Consider the following 24,125-nt stretch of genomic DNA (forward strand, 5'->3'; position numbering starts at 1 on the left):
CAGGTCGGTCTCGACGTCGCCGTCCAGTTCCTGAGAGGTCGTCACGTCTCCCTCGCGGTCGTCCTCGCCGGCCGGACCCCGTCGCGCGGGGGCGCCGGCCTCCTCAGCCCTGGCCGCGGGGGGTGTCGCGGCCGTCCGGGCCGGTGCTCCCGGTGCCGCCGTCCGTGCCGGTGGTGCCGTCGTGGCCCCAGCTCGGAGAGCCGGAGTGCCGGCCCTCCGACCAACCGTCACGGGTACGGCCATCCGGGTCACCGTACGGGTTCCCGCTCGTCTCGCCAGCGGAGCGTGACGAGCCGGACGGCGCACTCCCGTACGGGCTGGTGCTCCCGGAGCGGCCGGCGCCGCCCGGGTTCCAGGTGGTGCCGTGCGGGACGGTCGCCGGGGTCCACCCAGGCGGGGCACCGTAGTTCGGCGCCACCGACGACGGCTTGTCGCCGGACTCGGCGCCGCGACGCCCGTTGGCGCCGGTGCGGTAGACGTCCGGGATACCCGTCGCCGGCATCCCGGCCGGCGGCGTCGGGGTGGAGCCGCCGTCGGGACCCTGCGGGGTCGCGCCGTAGCCCTGGCCACCGTAGCCCTGGTCGCCGTAGCCCTGGTCGCCGTAGCCCTGGTCGCCGCGTCCGCCCTCGCCGTGGCCCGCGTCGTGGCCGTTGCCGGCCGCGTGGGACGGACCGGTCCTGTACGCGCCGTTGGTGTGCACGACGTGGCCGTTGGAGGCCCCGGCGCCGACTGCCGTGCGCTCGCCTGCGCTCTCCTCGCCGGGCGGGGGCCAGGGCTCGCCGCGCTCGGTCGCGAGCTCGCGCCGCGTCTTGATCGGCGGGCGGTCCGACGGCACGCGCTCGCCGAAGTCGTTGAACGCGGTGATCCGCGGGCGCTTGGTGACCGACGCGAAGATGCGCTCGAGGTCGCGCCGCTGCAGCGTCTCGTGCTCGATGAGCTCGCCGGTCAGCGCGTCGAGGGCGTCGCGGTGGGTGCTGAGGATCTCCCACGCCTCGGTGTGCGCCGCCTCGATGAGCTTGCGCACCTCCTCGTCGATCTCGTGGGCGACCTCGAGCGAGTAGTCGGCCTGACGCCCCGCGGTGCGGCCGAGGAAGGGCTCGCCCTGCTCCTGGCCGTACTTCACGGCGCCGAGCTTGGCGCTCATGCCGTACTCGGTGACCATCGCGCGCGCGATCTTGGTGGCCTGCTCGATGTCCGACGACGCGCCGGTGGTCGGCTCGTGGAACACCAGCTCCTCGGCCGAGCGCCCACCCATCGCGAACACCAGTCGCGCGATCATCTCCGAACGGGTCATGAGCTCCTTGTCGTCCTCGGGGACGACGAGGGCGTGCCCGCCGGTGCGGCCGCGCGGCAGGATCGTGACCTTGTAGACCGGCTCGATGTCCGGCATCGCCCACGCGGCCAGGGCGTGCCCCGCCTCGTGGTAGGCCGCGACCTTCTTCTCCTGCTCGGAGATGATGCGGCTCTTGCGCGCCGGGCCGCCGATCACGCGGTCGACCGACTCCTCGAGCGCGCTGCCGGTGATCTGCTGCTGCCCGAGCCGGGCGGTCAGCAGCGCGGCCTCGTTGATGACGTTCGCGAGGTCGGCACCGGAGAACCCGACGGTGCGCTTGGCCAGCCCGTCGAGGTCGGCGTCGGGCGCGAGCGGCTTGCCCGCGGAGTGGACCTGCAGGATCGCGCGGCGGCCAGCGAGGTCCGGCGCGGCGACGGGGATCTGCCGGTCGAAGCGGCCGGGGCGCAGCAGCGCCGGGTCGAGGATGTCGGGCCGGTTGGTGGCGGCGATGAGGATGATCCCGCCGCGCGAGTCGAACCCGTCCATCTCGACCAGCAGCTGGTTGAGCGTCTGCTCCCGCTCGTCGTGGCCGCCGCCCATCCCGGCGCCGCGGTGGCGGCCGACGGCGTCGATCTCGTCGACGAACACGATGCAGGGCGAGTTCTGCTTGGCCTGCTCGAACAGGTCGCGCACGCGGGACGCGCCGACGCCGACGAACATCTCGACGAAGTCCGAGCCCGAGATCGTGTAGAAGGGCACGCCCGCCTCGCCGGCGACGGCGCGCGCGAGCAGCGTCTTGCCGGTGCCGGGCGGGCCGTAGAGCAGGACGCCCTTGGGGATCTTCGCGCCGAGCTGCTGGTAGCGCGACGGGTTCTGGAGGAAGTCCTTGATCTCGTAGAGCTCCTCCACCGCCTCGTTCGCGCCCGCGACGTCGGCGAAGGTGGTCTTCGGCATGTCCTTGTTGAGCTGCTTGGCCTTGGACTTGCCGAAGGACAGGACGCGGTTGCCCCCGCCCTGGGAGTTCATCATCCAGAACAGCAGCAGCAGGACCAGGCCCAGCGGGATCAGGTAGATCAGCATCTGGGTCAGGAACGAGTCCTGCGTCACCCGCGTGTCGAAGCCCGAGGGCGCCGGGTTCTCGCGGACCAGGGCGAACACCTGGTCGGTCGCGGCCGCGGGGTACTGCGCATAGATCTGGTTGGTCGTGGTGGGCTGCGCGCCCTCGACGCCGGGGACCTGGACCGGGTTGGTGAGCGTCAGCCGGAGCCGCTGCTCCTTGTCCTCGATCGTGATCTCGGACGCGTTGCGCGCCTCGACCTGCGCCAACGCGAGCGACGTCGGGGCCTCGGTGTACCCGCGGGTGTCGCTGAGCAGCGACGACACCCCCAGGTAGACCAGGAAGAACACCACGATCCAGATGAGTGGATTGCGGAGAAGGCGCTTGCGGTCCATGCGGTTGCGGCCTCCAGGCGGCCCTCGACCCTCCCCGGGTGGACCCTGCGGTCGGTGTCTGTCGTCTCGGCTCGGGGTCCGCGCACGCACGGACGTCCGTGGGGCCCTGATCTGCTCAAGCGTACCCCCCGGTCACGACACCGGACCGGGCACGCGGGAGCGATCGGACGGGCGAGCGGGCGTCACCGCCGGCGACGCGCCGTCCCGAACAGGCCGCGGCTGATCTCGCGACCGAGCTGGCTGGCCAGCGAACGCACGAACGACTTGACCACGGGGTTGCTCGCGGCCTTCTCCAGGAAGCCCGGGCCCTCGTCCGGCGCGGGCGGCGGCGCCTGCGGCGGCGCCTCCTGCGGGGGCTGCCCGGCGGGCACGGGCTCGGCCGGCGTCGGCGCGTTCGTCGCCCCGGTGCTGGCCGACAGCTTCTCGTACGCCGACTCCCGGTCGACGGCCTGCCCGTACTTCGGCCACAGCGGCGAGGTCCTCGCCGCCTCGGTGACCGCGGGCTCGCCGATGGCCGCCATCAGCGAGCGCGGCGCCCGCACCCGCGTCCAGGCCACCGGCGTCGGCGCCCCGCGCTCGGAGAGCACCGTCACGATCGCCTCGCCGGTGCCGAGCGAGGTCAGCGAGGTCTCGATGTCGTAGACCGCGCTCTTCGGGTAGGTGCGCGCGGTGCGCGTCAGCGCCTTCTGGTCGTCCGGGGTGAACGCCCGCAGCGCGTGCTGCACCCGGGCGCCGAGCTGGCTGAGCACGTCGTTCGGGACGTCGGTGGGCTGCTGGGTGCAGAAGAAGACACCGACGCCCTTGGAGCGGATGAGCTTGACCGTCTGCTCGATCCGGTCGAGGAACGCCTTCGACGCGTCGGTGAAGAGCAGGTGGGCCTCGTCGAAGAAGAAGACGAGCTTCGGCTTCTCGACGTCGCCGGCCTCGGGGAGGTCCTCGAAGAGCTCGGCGAGCAACCACATGAGGAACGTCGAGTACAGCGTGGGGTCGGCCTGCTGGTCGGCGAGCTCGAGCAGCGTCACCCGGCCCGTGCCGTCGGGCTCGACGACGAGCAGGTCGGCGGGCTCGAACTCGGGCTCGCCGAAGAACTCGTCGCCGCCGCGGGCCTCGAGGTTGACCAGCGCGCGCAGGATGACGCCGGCCGTCGACGACGACACCCCGCCGATGCCCTTGAGCTCGGCCTTGCCCTCGTCGGAGAGCAGGTGCTGGATCACCGAGCGCAGGTCCTTGGTGTCCAGCAGGGCGAGGCCCTGCTGGTCGGCCCAGTGGAAGATCAGCCCGAGCGTCGACTCCTGGGTCTCGTTGAGGCCCAGCACCTTGGCCAGCAGGATCGGGCCGAAGCCCGTCATCGTCGCGCGCACCGGCACGCCGATGCCCTCCCCCAGCGACAGGAACTGCACGGGGTAGGCCGTCGGGGCCCAGTCGTCGCCGGTGTCGGTGGCGCGCTGGGTGACGCGGTCGCTCTGCTCCCCCGGGCGTGCGAGACCGGACAGGTCGCCCTTGATGTCCGCGAGCAGCACCGGCACGCCGTTCGCCGAGCACTGCTCGGCGAGGTTCTGCAGGGTCTTCGTCTTGCCGGTGCCGGTCGCGCCGGCCACGAGGCCGTGCCGGTTCAGGGTCGCGAAGGGGATCCGGACCTTCGCCGTCGGGTCGACGGTCCCGTCCACGACGACGGTCCCGATCTCGAGGGCCGCACCCTCGGTCGCGTACCCGGCGGCGATCTCTGCTGCAGCACCCTGGTCGGCCACACCGGGCAGGCTAGCGGTGGTCAGGAGCCCGCGGGCACGTCGACGCGGACCGCGGTGACCGCGCCGTCGGCGCCGCGCTCGGCGTGCACCGTGACCTGCTGGCCGACCCGCAGGCCGGCCGGCCCGTCGGGGCGGGGCACCGCGACGCTCGTCCCCGCCGTCGTGCGCAGCGGGGTGAGGGTGCCGTCGCCCGCGCGGACCGTGATGATCGGGAAGCCGCCGCCGGTGGGCTGCACGGACTCGACGACGCCGAGCAGGTCGGGCACCGAGCCCGGGCCCGTGTCCGGTGCGGTGACACGGCCGATGAGGGTCCCGAGCGCCACGCACGCCACGGCGCCGAGCACGAGCAGCAGGATCCGCGTCGAGCGCGCCAACCCGGGGCGGCGCAGCCGCGTCGCGAGGTCGATGTCGTCCACGGGGCGGTCGAGCACCGTCGCGGCGTGGTCCTGCTGGGTACGGTCCTCGTGCGCGCGCTCCGGGTCGGGCCGCTGGTCGGGGCCACTCGGTCCCCGCGGGGGCGGGTCGGACCGGCGCGCCGGCGGCGGGGGCACCGGGAACTGCTCGGTCTCGGCGCTGTCGCTCCTGCTCGACGTCTCCACCGCGCGGGTGTCGGTGTCCGACGGGTCGTGGGTGTCCGGCCCGGACCGGTCGGCCTGGTCGGACGGGTCTGATGGCTGGGTCACGAGGTCCTCCCGGGGGTCCTCACTCGCGGCGCAGGGCCTCGATGGGTCGCAGGCGGGCGGCGCGGCGGGCGGGGTAGGCGCCGAAGAAGATGCCGATGGCGGCCGAGACCCCGACCGCCGCGACGACGGCCGAGGGCAGCACCACCGGCCGGAAGTCGCCGAGCGGCACGAGCGTGCCGGCGTAGCCCACCGCGACGCCGAGCACGCCGCCGACCACGCTGAGGATGATCGACTCGACGAGGAACTGGCCGAGGATGGCCGACGGCGGCGCGCCGAGGGCCTTGCGGATGCCGATCTCACGGGTCCGCTCGGTGACGGACACGAGCATGATGTTGGTGATCCCGATGCCGCCGACCACCAGCGAGATCGCCGCGATCGCCGCGAGGAGCAGCGTGAACGCGCCGAGGGTGTCGTCGAGGACGTCGGCGAGCTGGCGGGCCGAGAGCACCTGGTAGTCCCGGTTGTCCGGGTCGTCGATGCCGTGCCGGCGGTCGAGGATCGAGTTGATCTCGCTCTCGGCCGCGGCCTGCGCCTCGGTCGAGCGCGCCTGCACGACGATCTGGGTGAGGTCGCCGAACCCGGTCAGCGAGCCCTGGACCGCGGTCAAGGGCGCGAGCACGTTCTCGTCGGGGTTGGACAGGCCCTGGCCCTGCCCCGCCGGCGCGAGCGTGCCGATCACGTCGAACGGCACCCCGCGCACCAGCACGTCCCGGCCCACGGGGTCGGAGCCGATGCCGAAGAGCTCGTCGGCGACCGTGCGCCCGAGCAGGACGACCTTGCGCCCGGCCGTCACGTCGGCCTCGGTGTAGGTGCGGCCCGTCCCGAGCTGGACGTTGGCGCCGGGGAAGTAGGACGGCGTGCTGCCGATGATCGTGGCGTCGGTCCGCGCCCGCCCGGCCTCGACCGTCGTGTCCTGCACCGAGACCACCGGCGACACCGACGCGACGTCCGGGGCACCCTGCGGGTCGGCGAGCGCGCGCACGTCGCCCTGGGTCAGCGGGCGGCCGTCGGTGCCGACGGTGTCGGGCGGCTGGCGCGGCAGCACCGTGATGCTGTTGGCACCGAGGCCCGCGATCTGGCCCTGGATGTACTGCGACGCCCCGTTGCCCAGCGCGGTCAGCAGGATGACCGCGGCGATGCCGATGATGATCCCGAGCATCGTCAGCAGCGAGCGCAGGCGGTTCGCGATGAGCCCGCGGACGGCGAACCGGACGATCTCGACGACGCTCATCGCGGGGCCCGGGCCGTGCCCGGCCTCCGGGGCGGCAGCTCCGCTGCGCTGGGTGCCGCCTCGGTCAGGCGCCCGTCGCTGACCACCACGACCCGCTCCGCGCGCTCGGCGACCTCGTCGTCGTGGGTGATGAGCACGATCGTGCGGCCCGCGGCGTGCAGGCGGTCGAACAGACCGAGGACGTCGGCGGTGCTCGCGGAGTCGAGGTTGCCGGTGGGCTCGTCGGCGAGCAGCAGGGCCGGCGTGGTGACGAGCGCGCGCGCCACCGCGACGCGCTGCTGCTGGCCGCCGGAGAGCTGGTTCGGGCGGTGGTCCTCGCGGCCCTGCAGACCGACGAGCGAGAGCGCGGCCTGGGCGCGCTCGCGGCGCACCCGCCGGCCCACCCCCGCGTAGACCAGCGGCAGCTCGACGTTCGCGAGCGCCGACGTCCGCGGGATGAGGTTGAACGCCTGGAAGATGAAGCCGATCTGCCGGTTGCGCAGCACGGCCTGCTGGCGCTCGTCGAGGTCCGCCACGTCGAGGCCCTCGAGCAGGTAGCGCCCGGAGGTCGGGGCGTCGAGGCAGCCGAGCATGTTGAGCAGCGTCGACTTGCCCGACCCGGACTGGCCGATCACCGCGACGTACTCGCCCCGGCGCACCGTCAGGTCGACGTCGCGCAGCGCGTGCACCGCGGTCTCCCCCGACCCGTAGACCTTGGAGAGCTTCCGCACGTCGAGGACGTGCGGGACCTGCTCGAGGGGCGCGGTGCCGAGGCCGGCGGTCATCCGCCGCCGCCACCGCCGCGGTTGCCGCCACCGTCGGTGCTCGGGGGCGGACCCTGGCCGGGGCCGAACGGGTTCGCGGTGTTCGGGTCGGGCAGGACGACGAGCTCGCCGGGCGCGAGGCCCGAGCGGATCTCGGTCACCGTGTCGGAGCTCAGCCCCAGCCCGACGGTGCGGGGCTGCGGGACGCCGTCGGGCCCGAGGACCTGCACGGTCCCGTCCGTCGCGCCCTCCCCGCCGATCGGGGTGACCGCCACCGACGGCAGGAACGAGACGTTCGGCGCCTGCTGCACGGTGACCGCGACGCTCGCCGACATCCCGGGCCGCAGGTTCGGCGGCGGGCCGGTGAGCGTGACGTTGGTGCCGTACTGGACCGACGAGCCGGAGCCGGGCAGCAGGTCGACGCCGCTGACGATGCCCGGCAGCGCCTGCCCGGGCAGCGCGTTGACCGACACCTCGACCGGCTGGCCGACCGCGAGCCGGCCGACGTCGAGCTCGGGGACGTCGGCGCGGATCTGCAGCGTGGTGAGGTCGAGGACGGTCATCGCCGCAGGGGTCGTCGGCGAGCCGGTGACCTGGGAGCCGCCGGTGGACCCGCTCGCCGCGCCCGCCCCGGCGCCGGCACCCGCCGCCGCGCTCGCGGCGCCGCTGCCGCCGGCCGTGCCGTCGGGCAGCGTGCCGCCGGTCGGGTTGCCCGAGCCCGTCGAGCTCGTCGTCGTGCCGCCGGCCGGGACCAGCTGGCCCGGGCCGATGTCGAGGCTGACGACCGTGCCGTCCTGCGGCGAGGAGAGCTCGAGGTCCTCGGTGGCGTTCTCGGCCTGGATCACCGACGCCTCGGCCTGGGCCAGCGACGCCTCGGCCTGCGCGACCTGGCCCTCGGGCGTGGTCGCCGCGGCGCCGCCGCCGGAGGCGCCGGCACCCGCCGCGCCGCCGGCCCCCGTGCCGTCGCCCGCGGGCGGGGTCGTCGTCGGCGGTGCCGGAGCCTCGGCGGGCGCGGCCTTCGGATCCGCGGCGGGCACGCTGCGCAGGCCGTTGACCTCGACGAGCGGGGCGTTCCGCTGCTGCGGGCCCTGCTGGTTCGCGTTCTGGGGCGCCGCCGTCGTCGGCGCGACCGGGGCGGTCGACACGGGCGCGGGTGGCGCCGACGGCACCGGGGTCTGGACCGGGGCAGCCGGGGCGGTGGGTGCCGCCGGCTGCTGCGCCGGCGCCGCGGCGCTGGTCTGCGGGTTGTCCCGCGCCTCGCGGGCGTCGCGGAGCGACTGGCGCGCCGCGTCGCGCTGGGCCCGGGCGGCATCCAGGTTGGCCTCGGCGTACTCGGGGTCGAGGGTCGCGACGACGTCGCCCGCCTCGACGCGGTCGCCGACCGCCACGCGCACGTCTTCGACGCGGCCGCCGACGGCGAAGTTCAGGGTCGAGCTGCGGGCGCTGGTGACCGCGCCGGAGGCGGTGACCGTCTCGGCGACCGTGCCGCGTCCCACCGGGGTGGTGCGCAGGCCGCTGTCGTCCGCGCCGCCGGTGGTCGTCAGGCCGATGACCGTTCCGCCGATCGCGAGCAGCACGACCAGCACGATCAGCCCGTTGACGAGCCACAGAGAGCGACGCGCACCCGCCATGTGGCGGACGGTAGCGGGCCCTCAGGGACCGGGGACGGGCGGGGTCGTGTCGACTGAGTGATCGTTCAGCGAGTCACGCGTAGACGTGCGGGTCGAGCGTCCCGATGTAGGGCAGGTCCCGGTAGCGCTCCGCGTAGTCGAGCCCGAAGCCGACGACGAACTCGTTCGGGATGTCGAACCCGACGTAGGCGACGTCGACGTCGAGCTTCGCGGCCTCGGGCTTGCGCAGGAGCGTGACGACGTCCAGCGACGCCGGGCCACGGGACTCGAGGTTCTTGCGCAGCCAGGACAGCGTGAGCCCCGAGTCGATGATGTCCTCGACGATGAGGACCCGGCGCCCCGAGATGTCGCGGTCGAGGTCCTTGAGGATGCGCACCACGCCCGACGACGAGGTCGACGAGCCGTACGAGCTGACGGCCATGAACTCGAGCTGCGTCGGCATCGGCAGGCGGCGGGCGAGGTCGGTCATGAACATCACCGCGCCTTTGAGGACGGTGACGAGCACGAGGTCCTGGTCACGCTCGCCGTAGTCGGCGCCGATCTGCTCGGCCAGCTCGCCGATCTTGTCCTGGATCTGCTCCTCGGTGATCAGTACGGACGCGATGTCGCCGTCGTACACCGTTGTCGGGCTCCTCACCGGATCGGGGGCGGCCCGTCGGGGCGGGCCGGAGCTCGCACGCCGTGGTGGGACGCCTCGAGCACTCGCAGCCTGCCATGCGCCCGCACCACCTCCAACCCGCCCGCGAGCGGCGGCACACCCTGACCACGCCAGCGGGCGACGACGGCGTCGACGGCCCGCACGTGGGCGTCGGTGAGCTCCCGCGCACCCGCCGCGACCAGCCACGACCGCAGCACCCGCCGCCGCACCGCGGGCACCTCGCCGGCGAGGCCGACCGCGTCGAGGGCGCCGTCGGGGTCGACGAGCCGGATCAGGCGCTCGTGCGCCAGCGCGGTGAGCGCGGCGTCGTCGTCGGCGAGCTGTGCGGCCGTCCGGGCCAGCGCCGGCGCCACCCCGCCGGCGAGCACGTCCTCGAGCAGCGGCAGGACCTCGTGGCGCAGCCGGGCGCGGGTGTAGCGCGGGTCGGCGTTGTGGGGGTCGTCCCAGACCGGGAGCCCCGCGGCGGCGCAGGCCGCGCGCGTCGTCGCCCGCCGGACGCCGAGCAGCGGGCGGCACCACGGCGGGTCCCACGCCGCCATCCCCGCGAGCGAGCGCGCCCCGGAGCCCCGGCCCAGCCCGAGCAGCACGGTCTCGGCCTGGTCGTCGAGCGTGTGGCCGAGCAGCACCGGCGCGTCGCCGTGCGCCCGCGACGCCGCCCGCAGCGCCGCGTACCGGGCGTCGCGCGCCGCGGCCTCCGGTCCGCCCGCGGTGCCCACCTCCACGGCGACGACCTCCGCGTCCGCGCCCAGCTCCCGCAGCAGCGCGGCCGTCGCCGCGGCTTGCTCGGCGGAGCCGTCCTGCAGGCCGTGGTCGACGACGACGCCGTGGACCGCGGGTGCCACGTGCACGGCCGCGGCGGCCAGCGCGAGCGAGTCGGCGCCGCCCGAGCAGGCGAGGACCACGGGAGCGAACGCGTCGTTCGTGCGCCTAGAAGCAGCGAACCGCCCGTTCGCTGCAGCAGGCAGGCCGGTCAGGGCCTCGCGCACCGCCCGGCGGAGCTCGGCGACGGGGTCGGGCACGCGCACGGCCGGGGCCTCGGGGCGGCGTCAGCCGTGGACGCGCGCGACCCAGGCGTTCGGGTCGGTGATCTCGGCGCGGCGGGGCAGGGTGTCCGGCGAGGTCCAGACGGCGTTGAGGCCGTCGAGGCCCACCCGGTCGACGACGTGGTCGACGAACACCCGGCCCTGCTCGTACTGCCGGATCTTGGCGTCGACGCCGAGCAGCGTGCGCAGGAGCCGGTCGACGAGGCTGCCGCCGCGCCGGCGCGTGGTGAACCGCGCCCGGATCGACGCCACGGACGGCACGACGGCGGGGCCGACGGCGTCCATGACGTGCTCGGCGTGGCCCTCGAGCAGCGTGGTCAGGGCGAGCAGGCGGTCGAGGACCGCGCGCTGCTCGGGCCCCTGGAACATCTCGACCAGCGCCAGCCCGTCGCGCGGCGGGTCGTTCCGGACGGCCTTGACGATCTCGGGGAGCCGGTCGACGGTGCCCGAGGCGGTGCGGTCGAAGCCGCCGGCGAACGCCGCGACCTCGCCCTGGAAGTGGTCGCGCAGCCAGTCGACGGCGGTGAACTGCAGCCGGTGGGTGGCCTCGTGCAGGCACACCCACAGCGCGAAGTCGTCGGCGTCGACGTCGAGCGCCTGGCGGGCGGCGACGACGTTCGGCGCGACGAGCAGCAGGCGGCCGGCGCGCTCCGGCCCGCCGAACGGGTCGTACTGCCCGAGCACGCGGCTGCCGAGGAACGCCAGCAGCGTCCCCATCTGCACGCCGGCGGCCGTGCGGGTCACGCGCCCGACGGCGTTGCCGACGATCCCGGCGGGCGGGCCGGGCAGCGGCGCGTCCTCGAGGAGCGCGGCGATCCCGTCGACCGCGGAGCGGACCCAGCGCGGCCGGTCGACGACCTCGGCCTCCGGCACCGGCAGGCCCGCGCCGAGCCCGGTCAGCTCGCGCACGTGGTCCTCGCCGACGCGGGCGCCCTCGCGCAGCCGGGCCACCTCGGCGGCGGCCTCGGCGGGCGAGACGGCGGGTCCGGCGGGCACCAGGCGCGCGCCGGTGGCGGCGGCGAGGCCCCAGTCGACGGGCAGGCCCGTGCCGCCACGGGGCGCGGAGGTCAGCTCGACGGACACGGCTCCACCGTACGTCCCGGCCTGCGGGACCCCCGCGCTCAGCGGCAGCCGCACTCGTGCAGGGCCGCGGCGAGGGCGTCGAGGCGGGGGCGCGCGGTGCCCGGGTCGACGCCGTTGCTCATGAAGGAGAAGACGAGCACCCGGCCGTCCGCGGTGTCGACCACGCCGGCCAGCGCGTTGGCGGCGGTCAGCGTCCCGGTCTTCGCCCGCACCCAGCCGCGGCCGTCGGCGCTCGGGGTGCCGGGCGCGTACCGGTCGGCGAGCGTGCCGCCCCCGCCCGCGACCGGCAGGCCGTCGAGCAGCGGGCGCAGGGCCGCGGTGCGCGGGTCGGGGCCGGCCGGCGCTGCGGCCGGTGCGAGCACGCCGGACAGGGCGGTGGCGGGCACGCGGTCGTTCACCGACAGCCCGCTGGTGTCGGCGAGCGTGACGCCGGTGGTGTCGATGCCCGCCTCGTCGAGCACCCGCGTCACCGCGCGCGCGGCGCCGTCGAAGGTCGTCGGCTCGCCGACCGCCCGGGCGACCTCGCGCCCGAGCGCCTCGGCCAGCACGTTGTCGGAGTTCTGCAGGGCGGTGCGCACCAGCTCGGTGGTCGGCGGCGAGACGACCTGCCCGAGCACCGGGGCGCCCGGCGGTGCCGGGCCGACGGCGACGGTCGGGGCGGCCCCGCCGCCGGCGAGCCGGGCGCCGAGCTCGCGGGCGGCGTCGGAGGCGGGGGTGGCGGTGCGCGGGACGTCGAGGACCGTCGGGTCGCTGCGCCCGCCGTCGAGCATCACCGGGACGATCGGCGCGACGAACCCGCTCGCGACGTCGGTGGGGTCCCAGCCCGGCGCGACGCCGTTGCCGCCCCCGTTCTCGTAGCGCGAGACGTCGACGTAGACCCGCTCCACCGCGGGCTGCCCGGCGCGCGCGGCGCGCACCGCGGTGACGAGGTCGTCGAGGCGGGCCGCGTCCGGGTAGACGGTCTGCCGGCCGGCGGGCAGCGACGAGAGCGTCGGGTCGCCGCCGCCGACCAGCACGACCGAGTCCGGGGTGGGGCCGGCGACGACGGTCGTCGTCCAGCGCATCGTCGGGTCGAGGCGCAGCAGCGCCGCGGCTCCGGTGAGCAGCTTGGTCACCGAGGCCGGCACCTGGGGCTCGGCGGGCCGCCGGCTCCACAGGGTCGCGCCGGTGGCGGGGTCGACGACGGCACCGGTGACGTCGCCCAGCGCCGCGACCCGGGCGTCGAGCGCGGTCGCGAGGCCGGCCTCGGTCGGGGCCGGGGCGTCGGCGCCGACCGCGGCGAGGCGCAGCCGGGGTGTCGCGGGGTCCGGCGGGTCGGCGGCCGCCCCGCCCAGCAGGCCCACGGGCAGCCCCACGGCGCGGGCGAACGAGGGCGCCGAGAGGGTGACGCCGACGCCGAGGCCGGCGAGCAGGGCCACGACGACCGTGACCGTCAGCACCCGCAGGCCCCACCGGTGAACGGTGGACGACGATCCGGGGACAGCGCGGTGACCCTCGCCGCTCACGACCCCGCACCCCTCCTCACCTGCTGTTCACCTGACCCGGACGAGGCCCGGGTCACCCCACGGTGTGCCGGGTCACCCCGGACGTTGCCCCACACTAGAGGCGGGCGAGGACCTCCGGCCGACCCGCGGGGCGGGTCGGGGCGGCCGGGACCGGAACGCGGACGAGCGAGAACAGGGAGCGGTGTCGCCGTGGAGTTCGACGTACTGATCGAGATCCCCAAGGGGAACCGGAACAAGTACGAGATGGACCACACCTCCGGGCGCCTGCGCCTGGACCGGACCCTCTTCACGGCCACGCAGTACCCCGCCGACTACGGCTACATCGAGGACACCCTCGGCCAGGACGGCGACCCGCTCGACGCGCTCGTCCTCGTCCAGGAGCCGACGTTCCCCGGCTGCGTGGTGGCCGCGCGCGCCATCGGCATGTTCCGCATGACCGACGAGGCCGGCGGCGACGACAAGGTGCTCTGCGTGCCCGCGGGCGACCCGCGCCAGGAGCACCTGCGCGACATCCACCACCTCTCCGAGTACGACCGCCTCGAGATCCAGCACTTCTTCGAGGTCTACAAGGACCTCGAGCCCGGCAAGAGCGTCGAGGGCGCGCAGTGGGTCGGGCGCGCGGACGCCGAGCTCGAGATCAAGGCCTCCCGCCAGCGCGCCGAGGAGAAGGGCCACGGCGGGGCCCACTAGCTGCCCGCGACCGGCCGCCGGGACGGACGTGCCGTCCCGGCGGCCGGGTCAGCGGGTCGTGCCCGACAGGTCGACCGGCGGCGCCGCCTCGTGCCGGCCGGCCCGCTCGCCGCCCGGCGCCGCGACGGCCGGGCGGGGAGGCGTCACGGTCAGGGTCACGTCGGACGCCCCGTCCACCACGACCTGCTCGCTGACCGGCGCGAACCCGCTCGCGGTGAGCATGTGCCGCCCGGGCGCGAGGTCGTCGAAGCGGAACCGGCCGTCGGCACCCGTCACCGCGGAGGCGACGACGCCGCCGTCCCGGCCGACGAGCACCACCAGCGACTCCGGCACCGGCGTCCCGCCCGCGGCGCGCACGGCCCCGGCGAGCGTGTAGCGGGCCGGCGCGACCGTGACGTCGGCACGCGCCCCGTCCTCGCCGGCCACGACCCGGACCGCCTGCGGGGCGCGCCCCGGGGCGAGCACGGTGACGGTGTACTCGCCGGGCTCGACCTCACCCGTCTCCCACCTGCCCTCGGCGTCGCTGCGCCGCACGCCCACGACGCCGCCGGCGGTGTCGGTGACGGTCACCGTGGCCCCGCCGACCGGGGTGCCGTCGGCCTCGGCGACCCGCCCGCCGAGCGTCACCACGCGGGACAGCGCGACGTCGCGGCGCACGGGCGTCCCGTCGACCGTCACGAGCTCCGCGAACGGCCGGCGCCGCGGCGAGCTGGCGATGAGCACGTAGGTGCCGGCGGCCGGCGCGACCAGCGAGTAGCCGCCGCGCTCGTCGACGCCCGCCCGCTCCACCGGGGCCCCGTCGAGGCCGTGCAGCGAGACCGTCACCTCGTCACGGGCCCCGACGGGGCTGCCGCCCGTGCCGGAGACGCGGCCGTGGACCGTGGGACCGGTCCGGCGGACGGGGCTCGGGTGTCCGTTCGTGGCCGTGGCCGGCGGTCCCCAGCCGGGGGTCGCCGGCGACGCGTCTGCGTCGCTGGCGGGCGCCGCGGGTGCGGCCTGGACGGCGTGCGCCGTCGCGGGGACCGGCGGGTTCGACGCGGTGCCGATGGCCGCGGCGCCGCCGGCGGTCTCGGTGGCCGGGGTGGTCCCCGGGGCGGCGTCGGCGCCCTCGGCGCTGCGGGCCTGGATGCCCGACTGGGTGCGCAGCGGGACCTCGCGCAGGAACCAGATGAGCACGAAGCCGACGGCGATCACGCAGCCCGCGATGAGGAACACGAGGTCCATCGCGTCGGAGAAGCCGACGAGGAACGGCTCGGCCAGGCGGGGGTCCATCCGCTGCAGCACCGAGGAGTCCTGGGCGACCTGCGCCGCGCCGGTCACCGGGTCCATCGCGACCTGGTTGGCGGGGTTGGCGAGCGCCGCCGGGTCGGCGAGCGCCGCCCGGAAGCCCGGCGTCGGGGCGATGGCGGCGAAGGCGTCGCGGATGTAGTCGCCGACCGTCGAGAAGAGCACCGAGAGGAAGACCGCGACGCCGAGCGTGCCGCCCATCTGCCGGAAGAAGGTCGCCGACGCCGTGGCCACGCCCATGTCCTTGGCCGGCACGGCGTTCTGCACCGCGAGCACGAGCGTCTGCATGCAGTTCCCGAGCCCGAGGCCGAAGACGACCATGAGCAGCGCGACCTGCCAGTACGGGGTGTCGGCGTGCAGCAGGAAGTGGAACAGCAGCATGCCGACCGTCATCAGCCCGAGGCCGATCACCGGGAAGACCTTGTAGCGCCCGGTCCGGCTGGTGAGCTGACCGGAGATGATCGAGGCGACCATGATGCCGCCGACCAGCGGGATCATCTGCAGGCCGGCCTGCGTCGGGTCGGACCCGGTCACGATCTGCAGGTACTGCGGGACGATCGCGATGCCGCCGAACATCCCGACGCCGGTGATGATCGCGATGATCGAGGTCAGGCTGAACACGCCGTTGCGGAACAGGCGCAGTGGCAGGAGGGCGTCGTCGCCGTAGGCCCGCTCGGCGAGGTAGAAGGCGACGAGCCCGACCGCGCCGACGGCGTAGCAGATGATCGCCGAGGTCGAGGCCCAGCCCCACTCGCGGCCCTGCTCGGCGATGATGAGCAGCGGCACGAGGCCGACGGCGAGCGCGGCGGCGCCGGGGAAGTCGAGGCGGTGCTCGCGGCGGGTGTGGGGCAGGCGCAGGACGTTCCAGACGACGAGGAACGCGATGGCACCGATCGGGACGTTGACGAGGAAGACCCAGCGCCAGCCGGTGATGCCGAGGATCGTGTCCTGGCCGGCGAGGAAGCCGCCGACGACCGGGCCGATGACGCTCGACGTGCCGAACACGGCGAGGAAGAAGCCCTGGTACCGGGCGCGCTCCCGCGGCGGGACGATGTCGCCGATGATCGTCAGGGCCAGCGACATCAGGCCGCCGGCCCCGAGACCCTGGACGGCGCGGAAGGCCGCCAGCTCGTACATCGACGTCGAGATCGTGCACAGCACCGAGCCGACGACGAACAGCCCGATCGCGAGCAGGAAGAACGGCCGGCGCCCGTACAGGTCGGAGAGCTTGCCGTAGAGCGGGGTCGTGATCGTCGCCGTGATCAGGTACGCGGTCGTCGCCCACGCCTGGAGGTTGAGGCCCTGCAGGTCGTCGGCGATCGTGCGGATCGACGTCGAGACGATGTTCTGGTCGAGCGCGGCCAGGAACATGCCCAGCATCAGGCCCGAGAGGATCACGAGGATCTGGCGGTGCGTGAAGCCGGTGCTCCCCGTGTCGGTGGCGGCCGCCGGTCGTGTCGGGGCGGCGGGCGTGCTCATGAGGCCTCCGGGGGAGCCAGCGGTGCGGGGTGGTGGCGGTGCTCGAGGTCGACGGCCAGCTGCTCGAGCAGCTCGGCGAGGCGCACGCGGTCGGCCTCGTCCCAGTGCGCGGTCATGGCGCTGATCTCGCGGTTGCGGCGGTCGCGGTTGGCCTCGAAGACGCGCAGGCCCTCGTCGGTGGGCGCGAGGAGCGTCGCCCGGCCGTCCTCGGGGTCGGGGCGGCGCTCGACGAGCCCGGCGCGGACCAGCCCGGCGACCTGCCTGCTGACCGTCGACGGGTCCGAGTGCACCGACTCGGCGAGGGCGTTCGACCGGCGCGGACCCTCCAGGACGAGCCGGGCGAGCAGCACGTAGGCAGCGCGCTCGACGCCGTCGGGGCCGACGGCCTTGCCGGCCTTGGCCCGCTCCACCGCCCGCATGACGCGGATGAGCTGGTGGCCGAGACGGTCCGAGACCCGCCAGCGGTCGTCCACCCCCGGCGGGAGCGGGAGCCGCGAGGATTCCATTGCATGCTCCGTACAATCGGTTGCTGCGTACAAGCATGCGCCTGCCGCCGCTGTTCCCGCCACCGGGGTCCACGATCGCGCGCGTCACGGCCGCCCCGGGGTCTTGAGCGAAGGGCACCTTCGGTCGGGTAGACGGGCGACGGGCGCCCTTCGCCGGAACGCCGACCGCCCTACGGTGTCGGATCGTGGAGAGCGAGCGCGTCACCTACGAGCGCGACGGGCACGTCGCGACGATCACGTACTCCCGGCCCGAGAAGCTCAACGCGATCGACGGGGCGATGCGCGCCGGCCTCAATGAGGCGTTCGACCGCTTCCGCGCCGACGACGACGCGTGGGTCGGGATCGTCACCGGCGAGGGGCGCGCGTTCTGCGTGGGCGCCGATCCCGGCGGCGAGGGCAACCCGGCCGGCGACTTCCCCGGCTCGTTCTGGGAGCGCCCGACCGTCAACTCCTTCGAGAGCGGCTGGGAGATCTACAAGCCGGTGATCGCCGCGGTCAACGGCCACTGCCTGGGCTACGGGCTGACGCTGGTGACCTGGTGCGACCTCGTCATCGCCAGCGAGCGCGCGACGTTCGGCTTCCCCGAGGTCCGCCTGGGCATCCCGACGATCGTCGGCGCGCTCCGGCTGCCCCAGCGGATCGGGTGGCAGCCGGCGATGGAGCTGCTGCTGACCGGCGAGCGCGTGGACGCGGAGCGGGCGCGCGAGATGGGCCTGGTGTCGCGGGTGGTGCCGCACGACGACCTGCTCACCGAGGCTCGAGCACTCGCCGACCGCCTGCTCGCCGGCGCGCCCCTGGCCCAGCGCGCGATCAAGGAGATGGCCCGGCGCGCGCCGAACCTGCCCGAGACCGAGGCCATCCGCTTCGGCGAGACCATGCGCCGCGTCGCCGGAGCGACGCAGGACGCGGCCGAGGGCATGGCCGCCGCCCGCGAGAAGCGCGAGCCCCGCTGGGAGGGCCGGTAGCGCCGGGGGTCAGCGAAGTGCCGTTGCGGACGTCCAAAGTCCGTATCGGTACTTCGATCATGCCGCGAGCAGCGCGTCCGCCAGCGCCCGCCCGGAGCCACGCCTCGTACTCGTCGGGCGACCAGCCGCGGGCCGAGGGTCAGCAGGTGGTGCGCCTCGGGCGAGTTGAGCGTTCAGACCGCGTCCGTGGCGACCCGTTCCTCGAGCCGGAGGCCGCCGCGCTCGACGACGAGCCGGCCGACCCGCGCCGACCCGCGCCGACCCGACGAGGAGAAGGCCATGGACCACACGTCCGAGGGCGTCCGCGCGCCCCTCGACCTCGCGCACGAGCGCACGCTCGACAGCGACCCGGGGCCGTGGAAGGAGCTCACGTCGCACCGCGACGACGTCACGCTGCTCGGCGCATACGGCGACGTGGTCGTCGGATGGCCCGAGGTCTCGGCCTGCTCGCTTCGACCGGGTCGCCCGGGCTACACCGGCGGCGAGGCGACGACGCGCGAGCACGTCGCCACGGGGCTCGACGGGGACCTCGCCTGTCTCGTCGACGTCGAGCACCACCGCTCGCGGGTCGAGCGCCACGACGAGCCGGTGACGTTCAGTACCGCACCACGCACGTGCTGCGACGCGAGGACGGCACATGGCGCGTCGTCCTGCGCGACGCCGTCCCGCTCGCCGGCTTCCGCGGGCCGGAGTTCGCGCACGTCGAGGCGGGGGCGACGTCCCTGCTCAAGCATGATCGAAGTACCGATACGGACACTCAACGTCCGCGACGGCACTTCGCTGGTAGCTCAGGCGACCCGCTCGAACACCGCCGCGAGGCCCTGGCCGCCGCCGATGCACATGGTCTCGAGGCCGTAGCGGGCCTCGCGGCGGGCCATCTCGCGCAGCATCGTCGCGAGGATGCGCACGCCGGTGGCGCCGACGGGGTGGCCCAGCGAGATGCCCGAGCCGTTGGGGTTCACGCGCTCGTCGGTGACGAGGTCGATGCCCCACTCGCGCCCGACGCCCAGCGCCTGGGCCGCGAAGGCCTCGTTGAGCTCGATGACGTCGATGTCCGCCAGCGACAGGCCCGCCCGCGACAGCGCCGCCGCGGTCGCCGGCACCGGCCCGATGCCCATGACCTCCGGGCCCACGCCCGCGAGCCCCCACGACACCAGCCGCGCCAGCGGCCGCAGCCCCAGCTCGGAGGCCTTCTCCGGCGTCGTCACGATGCACACCGCCGCGCCGTCGTTCTGCCCGGAGGCGTTGCCCGCGGTCACGGTCGCCTCGTCGTCCTGCTTGCCCATGATCGGGCGCAGCTTCGCCAGCGACTCCAGCGAGGCGTCGGGGCGGATGTGCTCGTCCTGGTCCACCACGGTGTCGCCCTTGCGGCCCGGGATGGTCACCGGCACGAGCTCGTCGGCGTAGCGGCCCTCCTTGACCGCCGCCGTCGCCTTCTCGTGCGACCGCACCGCCAGGCGGTCCTGCTCCTCGCGCGGGATGTCGTAGCGCTTCCGCACGTTCTCGGCGGTCTCGATCATCCCGCCCCACACCGGGTGGTTGCGCCCGCCCGCGTGCACGCGGCCCTCGGCCAGCGCGTCCTTCATCTGGAAGCCGCCGGCCTTGGTGCCCCAGCGCGGCGCCTGGCTGTAGTACGTGGCGCCGGACATCGACTCCGCACCGCCGGCGAGCACCAGCGACGCGCCGCCGGTCTGCACCGCCATCGCCGCGTAGAGCACCGCCTGCAGCCCCGACCCGCAGCGCCGGTCCACCTGGATGCCCGGCACCGTCACCTCGAGGCCCGCGTCCAGCGCCGCCACCCGGCCGATCGCCGGCGCGTCCATCGTCGGGTAGCAGTGCCCGAACGCGACGTCGTCCACGTCCTCGTCCTGCAGACCGGTGCGCGACACCAGCTCCCGGATCACCGTCGCCGCCAGCTCCTGCGGCGCCACGTCCCGCAACGCGCCCCCGAAACCACCCACCGGGGTCCGCAGGGGCTCACAGATCACCGCATCCGGCACAGCCGACCTCCTAGAGCACGTAGCGCAGGATGACCTCGGCGACGCACGCCGGCTTGGGCCACCCCTCGATCTCGACCGTCCCCCCGATGGTGGCCTGCACACCGTTCGCGACGTCGGTGACGTCCACCAGGCGGCAGTGACCTCGCACACGGCTGGGCACGGGGACCGGTGACGGGAACCGGACCTTGTTCAGCCCGTAGTTCACCGTCATCGAGACGCCCTCCACCTGGAAGGTGTCCCACCCGAACTTCGGCATCAGGGCGACCGTCAGGAAGCCGTGGGCCACCGTCCGTCCGAACGGCCCGTGCTGGGCGCGCTCGGGATCGACGTGGATCCACTGATGATCGTCGGTGGCGTCGGCGAAGATGTCGACGCGGTGCTGGTCGACGGTCACCCACTCGCTGGTGCCGAGGTCCTCCCCCACCGCACCGCGCAGCTCCTCGACGTCGGCGAACACTCGCATCCGGGGCTCCTCTAGAGGTCGGCGGCCAGTTGCTTGACCTGCCCGACCAACGACACCCGCTCGGCGGCCGTGCCCGCGAGCGGCGTGACGTTGATCGTGGTGACGCCGGCGGCGGCGAAGGCCTGCAGGCGCTCGGCGACGTACGAGCGCGACCCGATCAGCGACATCGCCTTGACGAGGTCCTCGGGCACCGCCGCGGCGGCCTGGTCCTTCTTGCCGTCGAGGTAGAGGTCCTGGATCTGCTCCGCCTCCTCCTCGTAGCCGTAGCGCCGGGCGAGCTCGTTGTAGAAGTTCTTGCCCTTGGCGCCCATGCCGCCGACGTAGAGCGCGACGAACGGACGCATGCCGTCGAGCATCTGCTGGGCGGTGTCGGCGTCCTCGGTGATGCACAGCGACGCCTGCAGGTAGGTCTGCAGGTCGCCGAGCGCGGGGTCGCGCTTGGCCTTGCCGGCCTCGAGCGACTCGCCCCAGACCTCGTGCGCGCGCTCGGGCACGAAGAGGATCGGCAGCCAGCCCTCCGCGATCTCGGCGGTCAGCGCGACGTTCTTGGGGCCGATCGCGGCGAGCACGATGGGGATGCGATCGCGCACCGGGTGGTTGATGATCTTCAGCGGTTTGCCGAGCCCGGTGCCCTCCTCGGCGGGCAGTGGGATCCGGTAGTAGCGCCCGGAGTGCTGCACCTTCTCGCGGCGCCACACCTGCCGGCAGATGTCGACGATCTCGCGGGTGCGGGCGAGCGGGGCGTCGTAGCGCACCCCGTGGAACCCCTCGATGACCTGCGGGCCGGACGCGCCGATGCCGAGGGTGAAGCGCCCGCCCGAGACGTAGTCGAGGCCCGCGGCGGTCATGGCGGTCAGCGACGGGGTGCGCGTGTAGATCTGCAGGATCCCGGACGCGATCTCGACACGGCTGGTGCGCGCGGCGATGAACCCGAGCTGGCTGACCGCGTCGAAGCTGTAGGCCTCGGGCACGAAGACGATGTCCAGGCCCGCCGCCTCGTGCTCGGCGAGCTCGGCCACCGTCTCCTCGAACCCGCCGCTGTAGTTCAACCCCATCCCGATGCGCACGCCGCGCAGCCTGTCACGATCGCGATGATCACGGCAGTACGGCGACGGGAGACGGGCGTGTTCACGACGACGGTGACGGTGCGCGGCTACGAGTGCGACGCCAACGGGCACGTCAACCACGCCGTCTACCACCAGTACGGCGAGCACGGGCGCACCGAGGCGCTGCGGGCGGCGGGCATCGACGTGCCGGACCTGACCGCCGTCGGTCTCGGCCCGGTCATCCTCGAGTCGACGGTGCGCTTCCTCGCCGAGCTGCGGGTCGGCGACGAGGTCGAGGTGGCCCTGGACGTGCGCTTCGGGGAGGGCAAGACCTTCCGCATGGACACCGAGCTGCGCCGCGGCGAGCAGGTCTGCGCCACGCTCACCGGCGTCATGGGGCTGCTCGACCACGGCACGCGCCGGCTCGTCGCCGACCCCCGCGGCAAGCTCCTCGCGCTCGGCGACCCCCAGCGCGCGCCTCAGGTCCTCGGCGAGGCGTCCCCGTCGGAGAAGTGACCCGGCCAGTCGTCGTACCGGATGCGCGGGGTGGCGAGCACCTCGCCGACCGTCGACCACTGGTTGCCGCCGAGACGCGCGAGCGGCGCGAGCCGCTTGACGTCCGGGCGCCCGTCGACGAGCACGTCGTCGGCCACCGCGGCGTGCACGACCCGCCCCAGCACCAGCACGGAGTTGCCGACCTCGATCGTGCGCTCCAGGCGGCACTCGAGCGCCACCGGTGACTCCGCGATCCGCGGGGTCGCGATGCGCAGCGAGGGCTCGCGGGTCAGGCCGGTCGCGTCGATCTCGCTCTCGTGCGGCGGGAAGTCGGTGGCCGTCGCGTTGATGTGCTCGAGAAGCGGCTCCGGCGTCAGGCACACCGTGAACTCGCCGGCCGCGACGGCGTTGCGCAGCGAGTCCTTCTCCCCGACCGAGGTGAACTGCACGACCGGCGGGTCGGTGCTCGCGACGGTGAAGAACGAGTGCGGGGCGAGGTTGTCGACGCCGTCGGCCGAGCGCGTCACCACCCAGGCGATCGCGCGCGGCACGATCACCGAGGTCAGGAACTTGTAGAAGCCGCCGGACCCGATCGTGTCGGGGTCGAAGTCGGTGCGCACGGACTCAGTTGTTCCCCGGCAGCAGCTCGCTCGGAACCAGCTGGGGCGCCCGTGTCGTGGTCGTCTCGCTGGGCTCGGGCTCGTCGGCGGTGCTGCTCGCCGGCGCCTCGGACGTCGAGGTGGGCGCCTCGTCGCCGGCGGGGGCCTCGGAGGTCGTCGCCGGGGCCTCGCTCGACTCCTCGGCGGGCTCGGCGGTCCCGAGCACCGAGCCGACGCTGGTGCCCGAGTCGCCGCCGGACAGCGGCGACCCCTTGACCCGCTCGATACCGGTGATCGCCAGCATCGCGATGAGGAAGATCAGCAGGGCGGTGGCGCCGAGCAGGGCGTAGCGCCGCCACGGGGTGCGGCGCGGGGGCTCGCCGCCGTCCGGGTCGTCCGGGTCGCCGTCCGGCGGGGGTCCGCCGGGCGCGCCGACCAGGGCCGTCTCGTCGTCGCCCGCGGTCATCACCGTGGTGCCCGGACCGGTCACCCGGGTGCGGTCGGCGTCGCCGGCGCCGAAGGCCCGGGTCTCCCCGGCCGGCGCGACGCGGGTGGCGTCGCCGGAACCGATCACCATCGTCGGTTCGTCGTCCGGCGCCGATCCGTCCGACCGGCCACCCGCGGACGCGACGACGGCCGTGCGCCCGTCGGCGGGGGTACCGACGGTCCTCGCGTCCCGACGGGCGGCCATCCGCGACCGCACGTGGTGGCGGGTGCGCTCCACCGAGCGCTGGTACGCCGCGTCCCCGACCGTGGTGATGACGGCCGCGATCCCGGCGCCGACCACCGTGCCGGCCGCGCCACCCATGAAGGACCCCGCCCCGGCGGTGACGATGGCGGCGAACGCCTGCCCGGACACCTTGGTGACCGACAGACCCGACGCGGCGCCGTCCGCGGTCGCGTCCGCACGACCCGTGGCGGCGGCGGGCGCCGCACCCGCCCGGTGGCTCGTCGGTGCCGCATCGTCCGCGCCGGACGCGTGACGCGTCGGCGTCTCGAACGGACGCTCCTCGGCCGGCCCCGCTCCGCGGCCGGGCGCCTCACCCGGTGCCGGACCGGTCTCCGGACGCCCCGGGGCACCGGGCGGTCCCGACGGGCCACGCGAGTCGGACGACCCCGGGGCGGCGTACGGGCCGGGGGCTCCGGCCGGAGGCCGGCCGGGCGGGCCGGGCGGGCCGGAAGGCGGGAGAGGGCCGGCCGGCTGTCCGGGCGCGCCACCGGGGCCTGCGCCGGGACGGCCGTGGGGCCCGGGCTGCGGCGGCGGGCCCTGCCCGGCGGGCGGTCCCGGCGCCCCCTGCGCGGGCCCCTGGGTGCCGGGCGGACGATGGGCGCCGGGTGGAGGTCCGTAGGCGCCGCGCGGACCCTGCACCCCGGGGCCGGGAGCCTGGTCCTCGGGCCCGGCGGCGTGCCGACCGGCGGGGGCGTCGTCGGGGTCCGGGCCGGGCGCGGCGTGCCGCCCGCGGCCGGGCCCGGGCGGGCCGGGGGGTCCGGACTGCTCGCTCATCCCTGCCCTCGCTGACCTCGACAACCGGCCCGCCGGCGCCG

20 protein-coding genes are annotated in these 24,125 nt (G+C 75.0%); 3 read left to right on the forward strand and 17 right to left on the reverse strand.

All coding sequences use genetic code 11. From position 1 onward, the window contains the following. Positions 1–103: 103 nt before the first annotated feature. From ftsH to dacB, 10 genes are all read right to left on the reverse strand, one after another. Positions 104–2,725: an ATP-dependent zinc metalloprotease FtsH gene (gene ftsH / locus PGB27_RS18865; RefSeq protein ID WP_274201930.1), complete on the reverse strand. Its 2,622-nt coding sequence runs from the start codon at positions 2,723–2,725 to the stop codon at positions 104–106. 182 nt (positions 2,726–2,907) lie between these two features. Further along, the gene (locus PGB27_RS18870) at positions 2,908–4,473 is read right to left on the reverse strand and encodes a helicase HerA-like domain-containing protein (protein WP_274201931.1); all 1,566 of its coding nucleotides are present in this window, start codon (positions 4,471–4,473) and stop codon (positions 2,908–2,910) included. A gap of 20 nt (positions 4,474–4,493) precedes the next feature. After that, positions 4,494–5,156, reverse strand: a complete 663-nt coding sequence (locus PGB27_RS18875; protein ID WP_274201932.1) for a hypothetical protein — start codon at positions 5,154–5,156, stop codon at positions 4,494–4,496. Between the two features lie 19 nt (positions 5,157–5,175). After that, a complete protein-coding gene (locus tag PGB27_RS18880) occupies positions 5,176–6,387 on the reverse strand; it encodes an ABC transporter permease (RefSeq protein WP_274201933.1) in 1,212 nt (403 codons plus the stop codon). Next, the gene (locus PGB27_RS18885) at positions 6,384–7,151 is read right to left on the reverse strand and encodes an ABC transporter ATP-binding protein (protein WP_274201934.1); all 768 of its coding nucleotides are present in this window, start codon (positions 7,149–7,151) and stop codon (positions 6,384–6,386) included. The genes PGB27_RS18880 and PGB27_RS18885 overlap by 4 nt, the downstream gene beginning before the upstream one ends. Continuing rightward, positions 7,148–8,761: an efflux RND transporter periplasmic adaptor subunit gene (locus PGB27_RS18890; protein ID WP_274201935.1), complete on the reverse strand. Its 1,614-nt coding sequence runs from the start codon at positions 8,759–8,761 to the stop codon at positions 7,148–7,150. Before PGB27_RS18890 ends, PGB27_RS18885 begins: the two co-directional genes overlap by 4 nt. 73 nt (positions 8,762–8,834) lie before the next feature. Then, on the reverse strand, positions 8,835–9,380 hold the full coding sequence (hpt, locus tag PGB27_RS18895; protein ID WP_274201936.1) for a hypoxanthine phosphoribosyltransferase: 546 nt from the start codon (positions 9,378–9,380) through the stop codon (positions 8,835–8,837). Between the two features lie 14 nt (positions 9,381–9,394). Then, positions 9,395–10,444 (reverse strand): tRNA lysidine(34) synthetase TilS, encoded by a 1,050-nt coding sequence (gene tilS, locus PGB27_RS18900; protein WP_274201937.1) that lies wholly within the window; start codon positions 10,442–10,444, stop codon positions 9,395–9,397. A gap of 21 nt (positions 10,445–10,465) precedes the next feature. Further along, positions 10,466–11,545, reverse strand: a complete 1,080-nt coding sequence (locus PGB27_RS18905) for a zinc-dependent metalloprotease (RefSeq protein WP_274201938.1) — start codon at positions 11,543–11,545, stop codon at positions 10,466–10,468. Between the two features lie 38 nt (positions 11,546–11,583). Continuing rightward, positions 11,584–13,050, reverse strand: a complete 1,467-nt coding sequence (gene dacB, locus PGB27_RS18910) for a D-alanyl-D-alanine carboxypeptidase/D-alanyl-D-alanine endopeptidase (RefSeq protein ID WP_274201939.1) — start codon at positions 13,048–13,050, stop codon at positions 11,584–11,586. A 189-nt stretch (positions 13,051–13,239) separates the two neighbouring features. On the opposite strand from dacB, the gene PGB27_RS18915 reads away from it, so the two are divergent. Beyond that, a complete protein-coding gene (locus PGB27_RS18915) occupies positions 13,240–13,740 on the forward strand; it encodes an inorganic diphosphatase (protein ID WP_274201940.1) in 501 nt (166 codons plus the stop codon). Between the two features lie 48 nt (positions 13,741–13,788). On the opposite strand, the gene PGB27_RS18920 is transcribed toward PGB27_RS18915, so the two are convergent. Both PGB27_RS18920 and PGB27_RS18925 read right to left on the reverse strand, forming a co-directional pair. Next, on the reverse strand, positions 13,789–16,506 hold the full coding sequence (locus PGB27_RS18920; RefSeq protein ID WP_274201941.1) for an MFS transporter: 2,718 nt from the start codon (positions 16,504–16,506) through the stop codon (positions 13,789–13,791). Then, entirely contained in the window at positions 16,503–17,012 is a 510-nt protein-coding gene (locus tag PGB27_RS18925) for a MarR family winged helix-turn-helix transcriptional regulator (protein ID WP_274201942.1), read from the reverse strand. Before PGB27_RS18925 ends, PGB27_RS18920 begins: the two co-directional genes overlap by 4 nt. Before the next feature lie 185 nt (positions 17,013–17,197). On the opposite strand from PGB27_RS18925, the gene PGB27_RS18930 reads away from it, so the two are divergent. Further along, positions 17,198–17,977, forward strand: a complete 780-nt coding sequence (locus PGB27_RS18930) for an enoyl-CoA hydratase/isomerase family protein (RefSeq protein WP_274201943.1) — start codon at positions 17,198–17,200, stop codon at positions 17,975–17,977. Between the two features lie 788 nt (positions 17,978–18,765). On the opposite strand, the gene PGB27_RS18935 is transcribed toward PGB27_RS18930, so the two are convergent. Genes PGB27_RS18935 through PGB27_RS18945 form a run of 3 tightly spaced genes read right to left on the reverse strand, consistent with a single transcriptional unit; the run spans position 18,766 to position 21,507 of the window. After that, entirely contained in the window at positions 18,766–19,977 is a 1,212-nt protein-coding gene (locus PGB27_RS18935; protein ID WP_274201944.1) for an acetyl-CoA C-acetyltransferase, read from the reverse strand. Between the two features lie 10 nt (positions 19,978–19,987). Further along, positions 19,988–20,440 (reverse strand): MaoC family dehydratase, encoded by a 453-nt coding sequence (locus PGB27_RS18940; RefSeq protein ID WP_274201945.1) that lies wholly within the window; start codon positions 20,438–20,440, stop codon positions 19,988–19,990. Between the two features lie 11 nt (positions 20,441–20,451). Beyond that, positions 20,452–21,507, reverse strand: a complete 1,056-nt coding sequence (locus PGB27_RS18945) for an LLM class F420-dependent oxidoreductase (protein WP_274201946.1) — start codon at positions 21,505–21,507, stop codon at positions 20,452–20,454. A 57-nt stretch (positions 21,508–21,564) separates the two neighbouring features. On the opposite strand from PGB27_RS18945, the gene PGB27_RS18950 reads away from it, so the two are divergent. After that, a complete protein-coding gene (locus PGB27_RS18950; protein ID WP_274201947.1) occupies positions 21,565–22,002 on the forward strand; it encodes an acyl-CoA thioesterase in 438 nt (145 codons plus the stop codon). Here the strand turns inward: PGB27_RS18950 and PGB27_RS18955 are convergent. Beyond that, the gene (locus PGB27_RS18955; RefSeq protein WP_274201948.1) at positions 21,966–22,601 is read right to left on the reverse strand and encodes a flavin reductase family protein; all 636 of its coding nucleotides are present in this window, start codon (positions 22,599–22,601) and stop codon (positions 21,966–21,968) included. The two genes, PGB27_RS18950 and PGB27_RS18955, sit on opposite strands and share 37 nt — an antisense overlap. A gap of 4 nt (positions 22,602–22,605) precedes the next feature. After that, positions 22,606–23,439: a hypothetical protein gene (locus tag PGB27_RS18960; protein ID WP_274201949.1), complete on the reverse strand. Its 834-nt coding sequence runs from the start codon at positions 23,437–23,439 to the stop codon at positions 22,606–22,608. Between the last annotated feature and the right edge of the window lie 686 nt (positions 23,440–24,125).

It is taken from the genome of Actinomycetospora lemnae (genome assembly GCF_028737315.1).
Lineage (GTDB): Bacteria > Actinomycetota > Actinomycetes > Mycobacteriales > Pseudonocardiaceae > Actinomycetospora > Actinomycetospora lemnae.

Coding starts and splice junctions, on each gene's coding strand:
- PGB27_RS18925 (WP_274201942.1), bottom strand. CDS start 17,012: ATGGAATCCTCGCGGCTCCCGCTCCCGCCGGGGGTGGACGACCGCTGG.
- ftsH (WP_274201930.1), bottom strand. CDS start 2,725: ATGGACCGCAAGCGCCTTCTCCGCAATCCACTCATCTGGATCGTGGTG.
- PGB27_RS18890 (WP_274201935.1), bottom strand. CDS start 8,761: ATGGCGGGTGCGCGTCGCTCTCTGTGGCTCGTCAACGGGCTGATCGTG.
- PGB27_RS18880 (WP_274201933.1), bottom strand. CDS start 6,387: ATGAGCGTCGTCGAGATCGTCCGGTTCGCCGTCCGCGGGCTCATCGCG.
- PGB27_RS18940 (WP_274201945.1), bottom strand. CDS start 20,440: ATGCGAGTGTTCGCCGACGTCGAGGAGCTGCGCGGTGCGGTGGGGGAG.
- PGB27_RS18885 (WP_274201934.1), bottom strand. CDS start 7,151: ATGACCGCCGGCCTCGGCACCGCGCCCCTCGAGCAGGTCCCGCACGTC.
- PGB27_RS18920 (WP_274201941.1), bottom strand. CDS start 16,506: ATGAGCACGCCCGCCGCCCCGACACGACCGGCGGCCGCCACCGACACG.